The sequence below is a fragment of the Paenibacillus sp. J31P190 genome, from assembly GCF_059692075.1.
Map to the genome: position 1 here is coordinate 103,062 of NZ_JCAUAS010000019.1, position 12,604 is coordinate 115,665.

Genomic DNA, 12,604 nt, shown 5'->3' on the forward strand with positions numbered 1-12,604 from the left:
CCCTAAGGACTGACTAAGCTTAATATTTATAATCTGCCAATTAGCGATTATCAATTTTTTCCGGATAAAGATCATGGTTCATCAATCGATGTTCAGCCATCGCTTCGAACTTCGTGCCGGGTTGACCCCAATTGCAGTAAGGATCGATAGAAATGCCGCCGCGCGGGGTGAATTTGCCCCAAACCTCGATATAACGAGGCGCCATCAGCTCAATCAAATCATTCATAATAATATTGACGCAGTCCTCGTGGAAGTCACCGTGATTCCGGAAGCTGAACAGGTACAGCTTAAGTGATTTGCTCTCCACCATTTTAATATTCGGAATATAAGAGATGTAGAGTGTAGCAAAATCAGGTTGTCCAGTTACGGGACACAAGCTCGTGAATTCAGGGAAATTAAACTTAACAAAGTAATCTCTGTTCGGGTGCTTGTTATCGAATGCTTCTAATAAAGTGGGATCATAGTTGAAGACATATTTGGTTCCTTGATTGCCTAATAAGGTAATCTCTTTCAAATCTTCATTGCTTCTACCTGCTGACATGGGTGGTTCCTCATTTCATAGTTTTTTAGAGAGGGAGTTCGCGAACCTCTTGTATTTTTCATTAGAAATGTACCATATACGCACGCAAAATGCATCCTCGTCGCTAATGGAATTTCGTGGAGAGGCCATTTTTACATACGAAAGTTTCAGCATATTCACGATTGTAGACAGGTAGCCAAAAGGGCTCTATGCGGGTAAAATAGATAAATACATGCGTAACATAGAGATGGAGGTTCTTAAGCTTGAAAGCCTATCAGGAACTATTACAAGATATTCTTACCAATGGTACGAAAAAGGAAGATAGAACAGGGACAGGGACAATATCGGTATTCGGCAGGCAGATGCGCTTCGATCTAGCAGAAGGATTTCCTTTGGTGACGACAAAAAGGGTACCTTTTCGCTTAATCGCTAGTGAAATGTTGTGGTTTATTAAAGGCGACACGAATATTCGTTATCTGTTACAACATAATAACCACATATGGAATGAATGGGCATTTAAGAAATGGGTGGAGAGCGCGGATTATTCGGGACCGGATATGAGTAATTTCGGGTTACGCTCACAGCAAGACGAGACCTTCAAGCTTCAATACGATGAGCAAATGGATGCGTTTGTGAAAAAGGTGCTCGAGGATGATGAGTTTGCTAAGCAATACGGTGAGCTGGGGGATGTCTACGGCAAACAATGGAGGGATTGGACGACAACGCAGGGAGGCACGATTGATCAGCTCAAAGAGGTTATTCATATGATCAAAACGAACCCTGATTCCCGCCGTCTCATCGTATCAGCATGGAATCCGGAGGACGTACCCAGCATGGCGCTTCCGCCTTGTCACACCATGTTCCAGTTTTATGTGGCAGAGGGCAAGCTGTCTTGCCAATTATATCAACGCAGCGCAGATACGTTCCTTGGCGTCCCTTTCAATATCGCTGGCTACGCATTGCTGACGCATCTTATTGCACATGAATGTAAGTTAGGCGTCGGTGAGTTCGTCCATACGATCGGAGATGCCCATATTTATACGAATCATATGGATCAAATTCAAACCCTGCTCAGCCGCGAGCCACGCGAATTGCCAACGCTCAAGCTGAACAAGGATGTCGCTTCTATATTTGATTTCGACGTTAGTGACATTGAAATGCTGGATTACAATCCGCATCCAACGATTAAAGCACCTGTGGCTGTATAAACAACATGTGACGAAGGGAGGGGCTCCTGCATGAGTATTTCATTTATTTTTGCAATGGATCGCAACCGAGCCATCGGTGTGAATAATACACTGCCTTGGCATTTACCAGGGGATCTGAAGTTTTTCAAATCCGTGACGATGGGTCACCCTATTCTTATGGGGCGGAAGACGTATGAGTCCATTGGCAAGCCGTTACCGGGCAGACGCAACATCATTCTCACTCAAAATCCACAGTTCCAAGCGGACGGCTGTGAAGTTATTCACTCTGTGCAAGAAGCGGTGGACAGTTTCCGTGATCAGGAACTGTTCGTTATCGGCGGGGCGGAAATCTTCCGACTGTTTACTTCCGTCGTAGACCGCATGTATATTACGCACATCGAGCATGAGTTTGAAGCGGATACGTTTATGACCGATCTAGACTTGTCCAAATGGACCTTGGTATCCAGTGAACAAGGCGAACGGAACGAGAAAAATCCTTACGAATACTACTTCCGAATCTACCAAAGAAAACAAGCTTAAGGAAATAAATAAAGGCCCTGAGTTATCTGTTATGTTCACAGAGAGCTCAAGGCCTTTTTATTATTTACGCTTTTTTGTAAGTGACACGATCAGGGATAAAGCTCCAAGTACGACTGCAGCAATGGAGAGGTAGAGAGTAGTGTTGGATGATGTGCCACTCGCTGCAGCATTACCAGCTATTACCTGTCCGTGGCTATCTGTTGTAGCACCGGCTGCTGATTTGGCTTTGACTGTCGTTACAGAAGCAGGCTTGTCAGATCCATTAGCGCCAACCCATTCAACCACGCTGCCATCCTTATAAGTTTGATAGGCTTTCCACACGATCTCGGTAGCCGCATCCGCTACCTTGCCTTGCATGTTGAATTCACCGAATTCCGTACTAGCAAGCCCATCTCCGGTTGCTTTCCAAGTTACACCTGTAATTTTACCAGCGGAATCTTTGGCTAGCTCGTAGGTCCAACCTGCTTTGGGCTCGAAGCGAGAAACCGCTACAGCATCCATAGGGAATTTCACTTCTACTTTCACAGTAGGAATGTCTTTCTCTGAAGGCACACGTACCGTAAATTTCTCGTAGCTGCCTTGTGTGGATTCTTTGGGATATACAGTAACGTGGGCGCTGGCGATACCCGCGAGAAGCATAGAGCCAATCAACATAATACTTGCATTAAACATAAGCTTTTTAAACATTTATTTGTTTCCCCTTTCAAATTAACTCTTATCATGTTGTCCATATTACCTGATCGACAAGCATAAGAGTATGACTCGACTGGGCTATTTTTTCGACTAGTTTTGTCCTTTTCGTGTCAGTCCGTGCTTAATGGCGAATGCAGTGAGCTGGACACGATTCTCGAGTCCGAGCTTTACTAATATATTTTTCATGTGATTTTTAACCGTATGCTCGGATATTAGCAGCTTTTCTGCAATCTGCCGGTTGTTATCCCCTAAGACCACATAGGCGGTAATTTCCTGTTCACGAGAGGTCAACATGCTCGGTGTCGGGCCTTCGGTATGCGTACCCATGGGCGCGCGGAATCTTTGAAAAAGCTTATCCGCCATCCCTCTGGCGGCTTCTGAATTATCGTCGAGCAGCGCGCGTAGGTAAGTGAGCCATTCGTCAGGGTCCATGTTTTTTAACAAATAGCCTTGGGCTCCGAATTGCAGCGCAGTAAAGAGATCGGCTACATCGTCGGAAACGGTGAGCATGACGATGCGTATAGCCCCGTATGCTTGCTTAATGCGCCGCGTTGCTTCAAGTCCATCCATAGGGGACATATGTATATCCATCAAAACCACATCTGGCGCGACTTCTCCGCATAAAAGAATAGCTTCTTCCCCGCTGCTTGCTTCTCCCACAATATAGAAGTCAGATACAGGCTCCAGCATGCTGCGTATTGCTTTCCTAGCCAGCGGATGATCGTCTACGATGAGTACACGGAACGGCTGATTGCTCGGCATTAGATCCTCCTCCTATCTGCTTGTACCAAAAGTGTAGTTCCCGTTGCCAACTCGCCTGGTTCTTTCATCTTTAGCTCGAAAGATGCACCAAGCTCGGCCGCACGCTTCTGCATCAATTCAACGCCATAGGTCTTACTCTTAGCTGTTCCGTGATACAGTCCGTTTCCGTTATCGGTAATGTGTAGACGCCATGCCTCAGGATGCGCTTCCAGAGTAATTGAAGTTTGCGTTGCCATGGAATGCTTGCGTATATTGGTAAACGCTTCTTGTATAATGCCGAAAAGCTGAACTTCTTCTCCAGAAGAGAAGCTGTTCTCTTCCACAGTTAGCTTCTCATGAAGCTCAATTCCCGTCACCAATTGCCAATTCTCCAGAAATTTATGGATGCGCTGCTGGAAGTTAGCTCCTTCCTCCGGCGGTGTTCTTAGATTAAAAATGGCTTGTCGCAGCGAGTTATCGATTTCTGAAACCGCTGCTTTGGCTTCTTCTAAATCTCCTTGCTTCAACTTCACATTGAGGAAGAAAAGGGTTTGAGCCAAGTCATCATGCAGCTCTCTGGCCAAACGCTCACGTTCTTCATACACAGCCCTGCGGGCTTCACCGATTGTCACTTTCTCGTTGCTGCGCTCAATACTTTGAAACATCCACGAAGCGAAGAGATACGAAAGCAGCAGTGTAATGATGGTAATCGTGAAATTACCAGCTTCCATGGTTAAATAATTAAGTAAAAATTCATGACGAATATACTCAAAGCCGCCGATGATGAAAACAGGCACTAGAATCGTAAAAAGCTTGAAAATACGAAGAGACATAAGGCCGATCCATTCCTTTCCGTAGTCCATCTTTGGAACGGTTCCTATTATATCAGATATGTGTTAGATTTCTTCACAAAAAAATGAGGTAGGTACTTCTCAAGTCATGCACACGTGTGCTACATTATTATTAAATCGTAACACGAAATGAAAGGCAGGGTGTCAAAGATGTGGAAATCAATTCTACAGCAGAGAAGAAGCTGGGCTGGATACGTTGGTGTGATCGTCCTCCTACATATATTTGGGCTTATCGGATTATATAGTGTAGCGAAAATGACGCCTGCCTTTTGGGGGATTGGGCTCCTTGCCTACACATTAGGGATGCGGCATGCTTTCGACGTTGACCATATTGCGGCGATCGACAATACCGTACGCAAGCTCGTTCAGCAGAAAAAGAACCCATTAGGTGTTGGTTTCTACTTCTCATTGGGACACTCTTCCGTCGTCTTCATCATGGCTATTGTGACTGCATTCTCCGTACAATGGGCAGAACGTGAGCTTCCTTGGATGCAGCGTTTTGGCGGTGTTATCGGCGCTTCGGTTTCCGGTCTGTTTCTTGTCATTATTGGTATTTTAAATTTACTCATTCTTATCAATCTATATAAAATGTTCTTGAAATTTCGCGGCGGCACCAATGATGATAAAGAGTTTGAGGAGCTTCTAGAGTCCCGTGGATTCATTGCTCGAATGATCAAACCACTTTTCTCTTTCATAGGCAAAAGCTGGCATGTATACCCGTTAGGTTTTCTCTTTGGATTAGGCTTTGATACAGCGAGCGAAATCGCGCTGCTAGCGATCTCAGCCCATGCAGCGAAGGAAGCGATCCCTTTCATTGGCGTCATTTCACTTCCGCTGCTGTTCGCGGCGGGGATGAGCCTCTTCGATACTGCTGACGGGATGTTCATGACCAAAGCATACAAATGGGCATTTCATACACCGGTACGTAAGCTTTATTACAATTTAACAGTGACCGCATTGGCCGTCATTGCTGCTTTAATTATTGGCGTGATCGAGCTAGGTCAAGTTCTCTCCGAAGAATTCAGCTTGGAAGGGACCTTCTGGACGTGGCTGCAGGAGATTGATTTCGGGACACTAGGGTATATCTTAGTTGCTCTGTTCGTGGTGGCGTGGGCGATTTCCATTGCGGTTTGGAAAGGGATGAAGATAGAAGAACGCTGGCGTGCCAAAGTATAAATCATCATGATAAAAGTGGTCTCAGATAGCCTATGAGACCACTTTTTTGTTGTAGTGAACAAAGGAATATGAATATTTTCTAAAGGTTATCTTAGAAAAAAGGATTTTGCCGAAATACGTTGAAAGTAGTCTGTCTGAACTTCAGATACTCTTTAAAAGAAAGTAGGACTTATATGATTGAGTTTAAGCATATTTCCAAAGTATATCCTAACGGAACTATTGGGTTGAATGACATTAATTTAACCATTCATCCCGGAGAATTCGTTGTTATTGTAGGTCTATCAGGAGCAGGTAAATCTACTTTGCTGCGTGCGATTAACCGTTTGCATGAGACGACAGATGGAGAAATATTAATCGATGGCAAATCCATAACAAAGGCGAACGGTGGCGAATTACGCCGCATGCGCAGAGATATCGGGATGATCTTCCAAACCTTTAACCTGGTCAAGCGTTCTACCGTGATTCGAAATGTGTTATCCGGACGGGTAGGCTACCATTCCACCCTACGCACAGTTCTCGGTTTGTTCCCTAAACACGATATCGAGCTTTCCTTGAAAGCGCTGGAGAGAGTCAATATTAGGGAAAAAGCTTATTCACGCGCCGATGAATTGTCCGGCGGTCAACAGCAGCGTGTTTCTATCGCGAGAGCGCTGGCGCAAGAAGCGAAAATCATTTTAGCGGATGAACCGGTAGCCTCACTTGATCCATTAACGACTAGACAAGTTATGGATGACTTGAAGCGAATCAATACAGAGCTTGGTATAACGACTGTCGTTAACCTTCACTTTATTGACCTCGCACGTGAATATGCAACTCGTATTATCGGACTTCGCGCAGGTAAAGTCGTATACGACGGACCCGTTTCGGAAGCAACGGATGATGTTTTCTCCGAGATTTATGGCCGTGCGATTAAGAAAGACGAGCTCTTGGGGGTGCTGGAGGAATGAGTGTAGCGATAGTCAAGAAGCCTCCTCGCACGAAAATCTATCTCATTGCCCTGATCATGGTACTTTTCCTGATTGGGAGTATTTATCAGACAGATGCGACGCTGACGAAGCTCGTTACCGGTACTCCGGAGATTCTTAAATTCATAGCCGAAATGTTTCCGCCGGATTGGCTGTTTTTCGCTGATATATGGAAGCCAATGGCACAAACGCTGCAGATGTCCATTATTGGTACAGCAATTGGAGCCCTGTTTGCATTCCCGATGGCATTGCTTGCAGCTCGTAATGTTACTACGGCGCCGTGGTTGTTCTACCCAGCTAGACTTATCATGAATCTATTCCGAACGATTCCAGATCTGCTCTACGCAGCACTGTTTGCAGTTCTAGTAGGCTTTGGCCCAACGGCCGGTACACTTGCACTAATCTTCTTCACGTTTGGTATTATATCTAAGCTTTCTTACGAATCAACGGAAGCTATTGACCCCGGACCGCTTGAAGCCATGACGGCTGTAGGCGCTAACAAACTCAAACTCATTCGTTTCGGCGTCATTCCTCAGGTAGCTCCTACGTACTTGGCTCATTTATTGTACACATTCGAAGTTAGTATTCGTGCCTCAGCCATTCTCGGATTGGTTGGAGCCGGAGGTATTGGCTTGCTGCTCAAAAACACGCTGGATCTGTTCCGTTACGATCAATCCTGCGCCATTGTTATTTATACCTTATTAGTGGTTGTTATTATTGATTTGGTCAGCACACGATTCCGTTCCTATTTGCTAAAAGGCAGCGCGAAACCGATGTCAGCTTCGCGTTCTACTACGTATAAGATAATCGGTTGGGTTGCCGTTGCTGCCTTGTTCATATGGGCACTAACTGGCCTTGAGTTGACAGGCTTCCAACCAACGACATGGATTCTCACGAAGTCTATGTTAACCGGTTTAGTACATCCTGACTGGGCCTATGTGTATATCCCAGAAGGAGAGGATTTACTTCGATCCTTGCTTGAAACCTTATCGATTTCCTACTTAGGAAACTTTGTTTCAGCAATTGTCTGTATCCCGTTTGCTTTCTGGGCAGCAGCGAATATGAGTCGATTTCGTGCAGTTTCAGGCACAGGGAAATTGTTTTTAAGTGTCGTCCGGACAATACCGGAGATTATTATGGCTTTGATCTTTATTAAAGCTGTAGGCCCTAATGCCTTTGCTGGGGTTATGGCTTTAGGACTTCACTCCGTGGGGATGCTCGGCAAACTGTATGCAGAGGCCATTGAGAATATGGATATGGGACCTACAGAAGCCATGACAGCTGTGGGTGCAAACATTTGGCAGCGGATGGCGTATGCCGTGGTGCCGCAGGTCATTCCTGATTTCATTTCGTATACCTTATATCGCTTTGAGATTAATGTCCGTTCAGCGACCTTGCTAGGTGTTATTGGTGCAGGTGGTATCGGTACACCACTCATCTTCGCTCTCAACGCAAGGCAGTGGCCGCGAGTAGGTATCATCCTCATTGGTATTATTGTCACCGTCTCCGTCATTGACTACATCTCAGGGACACTCCGCAAACGCATTGTATGAGGACATGGGGAAGTATTTTAATAAGTGAAATTTAGTTGAAAATAAGCCTCCATTTCCAGCTATCACAGTGGGTTTGGAGGCTTATTTATTCATAAATGAGGCTTTTCATTAGGATGGTTCTTTCAGGGCAGAACCGTTGTGTTGGTTTTAGGATAACAGGATAACTGTCTATCGGATTTCGTGGATTGTGGAAAAAATCGGTTCAGAGGAAGATTATTTACTGGCAAATTGATTTTAACCCGCTTATGAGCTGGGAAGTTGTATAACGTGCAACAATTCTGCCTAAATCACGCCTTCTTATCTTCGTTGTTGCAAAGTGTACAACAATTTGGTCCGATACAGGCCATTTCGCAACAAATGGGCTAAAAATGTTGTACCAACTGCAACTTCAAGTTGCTAAATAGCCTTTGGGCCCATTTGCTCTCACGAAAAGCTGAATGACTCTAAAATCAAATCCTTGAGGGGATTTTTCTATCAAAGCATTAGCTGTAATGCCTTCCTTGGGCTACCAAGCGAAGTGACCTATTTTCACGGTGGTTCTGTGAGCGGGCTACTGAACTCAAAACAGGTTCAAACACCTCAATTTGTTCGATCAGCTCTATAGGAATCAAGACGTTATTCAATTTCAAAAGTCGAAAAGTAGGATAGTAATTCGTAATAACCCCCCTTATCTCGTCTTTACCGCATCGGATAGAGACTTCTTTTTTGCAGCTAATAAGCATTTCGAACATCCAATTTTCACCTCACTATGATATATGACAGGTCCAGGTAAACGTTTGTCATGCAAAAGTAAAAAAACATTTACGCGGACGTGCCACATTCATAGTATGCAAGGGAGGTTCGGAGTAGAATGCAAAAAAAACCTCTACATGATTCAAAAAGATCATGTAGAGGTTTTTTTCAATTTACAGGGAGCAAAGCTTATTTCAAGCCCATTTCTTTATTTACGCTGCGAACGATGTCGAATTTGGCATCATCAGAAGCTACATAGCCTTTGTGTGAGTAAACATCGAAAATGACTTTTTGACCTTCTGGGTCGTTACCGATAGCGATAAACGCATCCGTAATTTTCTTTTTCCATGCTGCATCCATATCAGAACGGACAGCGATAGTATCATTAGGAATTTTGTCAGAGAAGCTAAGAACACGAGTTTGTTTGAAAACATCTGGGTAATCTTTAGTCATGTTTGCACGAATGTCTTGGAATACGCCTACAGCGTCAACTTGTCCGTTAAGAAGAGCGATAACCGCTTTATCATGGCCTTGGAATTGAACGCCAGTTACATCTTTTACTGGATCTACGCCAGCTTTTTTCAGTACGAATCCTGGGTAAACGTAACCAGCTGCGGATGTAACACCTTGCCAGCCCATTTTCTTGCCTTTGAGATCAGCGACTGTTTTGATTGGGGAATCAGCTTTAACGAGAATTTCTGATTTATAGAAATCAACAAGATCCTTCGTTGGTTGGCCTGTTGCATCGTCAACGCCTAGACGTGTAGCTTGTACAAGCAGGTCTGCTGCTTTACGATTGTCATGGGCAACAACGTAGTTACTTGGAGGCAAGAAGCCAACATCAACTTGTTTGGATGCCATTGCTTCGATAACAACGTTATAATCTGTTGATACGGAAACCTTAACGGGGATGCCCAGTTTGTCTCCTAATAGTTTTTCAAGTGGCTTTGCTTTTGCTTCAAGCGTCTCTGCATTTTGGGAAGGAACGAACTGTACTTTAAGCTCTTTAGGTACGAAGCCTGCAGCTGCAGCCGGTGTTGCAGAAGCTTTGGTGGATGCGGATGCAGCAGGGGCTGTTTCCTCTTTTTTTGCACAGCCTGCAAGAACACCTGCAGCAACAATCATGGACAAGCTAATGACAGTAAATTTTTTCATCATCTTTTTTTGACCTCCGTTTAATTGTTTACTTTTATCTATGATGTACTATAACATTATCATATAATATATGGAAGATAGTGTGAAGTATTTGTTAATCTGACAATCGATATGTATGGCGTTACAAAATAACATGCATGGAGTGGGTAATTTGACTCAACCTAGTAAGCTGCAGAAAAGTAGAGTAACTATATTAGAAACAAGTGATCTGCATGGAAATATGCTGCCTATTCACTATGCAAACAATCAACCTAACGATGTGGGTCTATCCAAAGTGGCTGCGCTTATTGCTGCAGAACGGAAGAAAGAAGCCCATGTAATTGTGATCGATAATGGGGATCTGATTCAAGGTACGCCGCTTGCGTATCATCATGCTAGATTGAATAACGATCCGATGGATCCAATGGTCCTAGGTCTGAACTATGTGGGTTATGATGCGGCCGTTATTGGTAATCATGAATTTAACTATGGACTTCGTGTACTGCGAAAAGCGGTTCAAGAATCCAAGTTTCCTTGGCTATGTGCAAACATTGTGGATGTGGAGAGCGGAAAACCGTTCCTAGGAAAGCCCTATTTGATTAAAGAGTTACCTGACGGTGTTCGCATAGGAATTCTGGGATTGACAACACCCTATATTCCGAATTGGGAGAATCCCGATCATATCGAGGGTCTGCGGTTCGAAGATGCTTTAGAGTCAGCTAAGAAATGGGTAAAGTTCCTCAAGGAGAATGAGCAAGCGGATGCCGTTGTTGTATCTTACCATGGCGGTTTTGAAAGACATCTAACAACGGGTGAACCAACAGAGCCATTAACGGGAGAAAATCAGGGCTATCAGCTATGTATGGAAGTAGAAGGTATAGATGTTCTGCTTACAGGGCATCAACATCGAAGCATCGCAGGAGCAGAAATCAACGGTGTCGTTATTGTTCAACCAGGAACTGCCGGTGTGTCACTTGGCAAAGTGGAATTAGAGCTTTCGAAGATAGATGGCAAATGGCGCATCGATGCCAAGAAATCGGAGCTGCTTTCTGTGGCTAATATTGAAGCGGACCAGAAATTGATAGAGCTTGTTAGCCCATATGAAGCGAAGACTCAGGAGTGGCTCGATCAACCAATTGGTAAGCTGTCCGGAGATATGCTCGTCAAAGATCCCATGCAAATTCGCTTGAAGGACAATGCGCTAATCGAGTTCATCAATCGTGTTCAGATGGAGCTATCGGGAGCAGCCATTTCAAATACAGCGTTGTTTGATAACGTATCTCCAGGATTTCCATCCGATATTACAATGAGGGACATCGTATCTAACTACATTTATCCGAATACACTGAAAGTGATTCGGATTTCCGGACAAGACATCAAGGATGCTTTAGAGCAGTCAGCAGAATACTTTGAATTAACGTTATCGGGTGAAGTTCAGGTGAGCAGCAAGTTTAGAGACCCGAAGCCGCAGCATTATAACTATGATATGTGGGAAGGGATTACCTATAAATTGAACATATCCCGCCCAATTGGCATGCGTGTCGTACAACTGGAATATGAAGGGAAACCGCTGGATCTTGAAGCCTCATATGATGTTGTTATGAATAATTACCGGGCTGCTGGCGGCGGCAATTATGCGATGTTCCAAGACAAACTGGTCATCAAGGATATCCCGACGGACGTAGCTGAACTATTGGCAGGATACATCATGGAGCGAGGCACGATTGAAGCTAGTGTGAACGGAAATTGGGAAGTTATTTGGGACTAGGTTGTGGCCGTAAAAAAAGCCGTACATTTAGAGAGAGTGAAGACTCTTTCTAGTGTTCGGCTTTTTTTTGTTTGAATGGCGTTATGATTCGCGAATGTATTCCCGGTCCCCTGATCTAGGATTGTAATATACGCGGTAAGTGAATCCATCTTTTGGATCAATGAACACCTCTGAGGTTGAGACAAAGCCGTTTGAAGGCTTGCTAGGCGTCTTTGAACCGTTGCTTTTATAGCGTTTGTCATAAATGAGATAACCCAGAAGAAGGAGAATGATAAATCCGATAACCCATGTTCCATAGATAAGTAAAATTGGACCAAGTCCACTCATAGCCTTCGTGTCCGGACGGCGGTGCCATAAGCGACAATTTCACTCATGTTTTGTCCGATGTCGCCGCTATCGAAACGCATCATTACGATAGCATCAGCTCCCATAGCTGCGGCGTTTTTGACTAATCGGTCCATAGCTTGCTTTCGCCCGTCTTCTACCATCTGGGTGTACTGCGTGACTTCCCCGCCGACAAGCCCTTTTAATGAAGCAAGAATATCGCCGCCAATTCCTCTGGCTCGCACGACGACCCCAAATGTACTGCCCAACACTTCCGTGACTTCATAGCCTGCAATGTTTTCTGTTGTAGCTACTATCATGAAGATCATCTCCTTTTTTTGTCAAATAGACTCTTGCTACTTGAATGAGATTCGATATTATTAACTTAGTACGAAAATGAAAATAGGGGGTTTCACATTG

General features: G+C 44.4%; 13 protein-coding genes and 1 riboswitch. Of the genes, 6 read left to right on the top strand and 7 right to left on the bottom strand.

What is annotated here, in order from left to right; genetic code table 11:
* Window positions 1-40 precede the first annotated feature (40 nt).
* Entirely contained in the window at window positions 41-541 is a 501-nt protein-coding gene (gene queF, locus AC58U0_RS27040) for a preQ(1) synthase (protein ID WP_029198588.1), read from the bottom strand.
* 11 nt (window positions 542-552) lie between these two features.
* Window positions 553-596: riboswitch (PreQ1 riboswitch) on the bottom strand.
* Window positions 597-783: 187 nt separating this feature from the next.
* Between queF and AC58U0_RS27045 the strand changes: the two genes are divergently transcribed.
* Together AC58U0_RS27045 and AC58U0_RS27050 are read left to right on the top strand one after the other, a co-directional pair.
* The gene (locus AC58U0_RS27045) at window positions 784-1,728 is read left to right on the top strand and encodes a thymidylate synthase (protein WP_497381967.1); all 945 of its coding nucleotides are present in this window, start codon (window positions 784-786) and stop codon (window positions 1,726-1,728) included.
* Between the two features lie 30 nt (window positions 1,729-1,758).
* On the top strand, window positions 1,759-2,247 hold the full coding sequence (locus AC58U0_RS27050) for a dihydrofolate reductase (protein ID WP_497381968.1): 489 nt from the start codon (window positions 1,759-1,761) through the stop codon (window positions 2,245-2,247).
* Window positions 2,248-2,307: 60 nt separating this feature from the next.
* Here the strand turns inward: AC58U0_RS27050 and AC58U0_RS27055 are convergent, their stop codons facing one another.
* The 3 genes from AC58U0_RS27055 to AC58U0_RS27065 form a co-directional block, all read right to left on the bottom strand.
* Window positions 2,308-2,934: a YcnI family copper-binding membrane protein gene (locus AC58U0_RS27055; protein ID WP_497381969.1), complete on the bottom strand. Its 627-nt coding sequence runs from the start codon at window positions 2,932-2,934 to the stop codon at window positions 2,308-2,310.
* Between the two features lie 96 nt (window positions 2,935-3,030).
* Entirely contained in the window at window positions 3,031-3,702 is a 672-nt protein-coding gene (locus AC58U0_RS27060; protein ID WP_497381970.1) for a response regulator, read from the bottom strand.
* Window positions 3,702-4,514: a sensor histidine kinase gene (locus AC58U0_RS27065; protein WP_497382011.1), complete on the bottom strand. Its 813-nt coding sequence runs from the start codon at window positions 4,512-4,514 to the stop codon at window positions 3,702-3,704. Before AC58U0_RS27065 ends, AC58U0_RS27060 begins: the two co-directional genes overlap by 1 nt.
* Before the next feature lie 168 nt (window positions 4,515-4,682).
* Here AC58U0_RS27065 and AC58U0_RS27070 point away from each other — a divergent pair, with 168 nt between their 5' ends.
* From AC58U0_RS27070 to phnE, 3 genes are all read left to right on the top strand, one after another.
* Window positions 4,683-5,708 carry a HoxN/HupN/NixA family nickel/cobalt transporter gene (locus AC58U0_RS27070; RefSeq protein WP_057304747.1) on the top strand — a complete coding sequence of 342 codons (1,026 nt, stop codon included), beginning with the start codon at window positions 4,683-4,685 and terminating at the stop codon, window positions 5,706-5,708.
* Window positions 5,709-5,881: 173 nt separating this feature from the next.
* Window positions 5,882-6,655: a phosphonate ABC transporter ATP-binding protein gene (gene phnC / locus AC58U0_RS27075; RefSeq protein WP_497381971.1), complete on the top strand. Its 774-nt coding sequence runs from the start codon at window positions 5,882-5,884 to the stop codon at window positions 6,653-6,655.
* Entirely contained in the window at window positions 6,652-8,226 is a 1,575-nt protein-coding gene (phnE, locus tag AC58U0_RS27080) for a phosphonate ABC transporter, permease protein PhnE (RefSeq protein WP_497381972.1), read from the top strand. The genes phnC and phnE overlap by 4 nt, the downstream gene beginning before the upstream one ends.
* A gap of 921 nt (window positions 8,227-9,147) precedes the next feature.
* On the opposite strand, the gene AC58U0_RS27085 is transcribed toward phnE, so the two are convergent.
* On the bottom strand, window positions 9,148-10,116 hold the full coding sequence (locus AC58U0_RS27085; RefSeq protein ID WP_497381973.1) for a phosphate/phosphite/phosphonate ABC transporter substrate-binding protein: 969 nt from the start codon (window positions 10,114-10,116) through the stop codon (window positions 9,148-9,150).
* Between the two features lie 166 nt (window positions 10,117-10,282).
* Between AC58U0_RS27085 and AC58U0_RS27090 the strand changes: the two genes are divergently transcribed.
* Window positions 10,283-11,860, top strand: a complete 1,578-nt coding sequence (locus AC58U0_RS27090) for a bifunctional metallophosphatase/5'-nucleotidase (RefSeq protein WP_497382012.1) — start codon at window positions 10,283-10,285, stop codon at window positions 11,858-11,860.
* An 81-nt stretch (window positions 11,861-11,941) separates the two neighbouring features.
* On the opposite strand, the gene AC58U0_RS27095 is transcribed toward AC58U0_RS27090, so the two are convergent.
* Together AC58U0_RS27095 and AC58U0_RS27100 are read right to left on the bottom strand one after the other, a co-directional pair.
* Window positions 11,942-12,187: an HD family phosphohydrolase gene (locus AC58U0_RS27095; protein WP_497381974.1), complete on the bottom strand. Its 246-nt coding sequence runs from the start codon at window positions 12,185-12,187 to the stop codon at window positions 11,942-11,944.
* Window positions 12,184-12,504 carry a heavy metal-binding domain-containing protein gene (locus tag AC58U0_RS27100; protein ID WP_029194039.1) on the bottom strand — a complete coding sequence of 107 codons (321 nt, stop codon included), beginning with the start codon at window positions 12,502-12,504 and terminating at the stop codon, window positions 12,184-12,186. The genes AC58U0_RS27095 and AC58U0_RS27100 overlap by 4 nt, the downstream gene beginning before the upstream one ends.
* Window positions 12,505-12,604 lie beyond the last annotated feature (100 nt).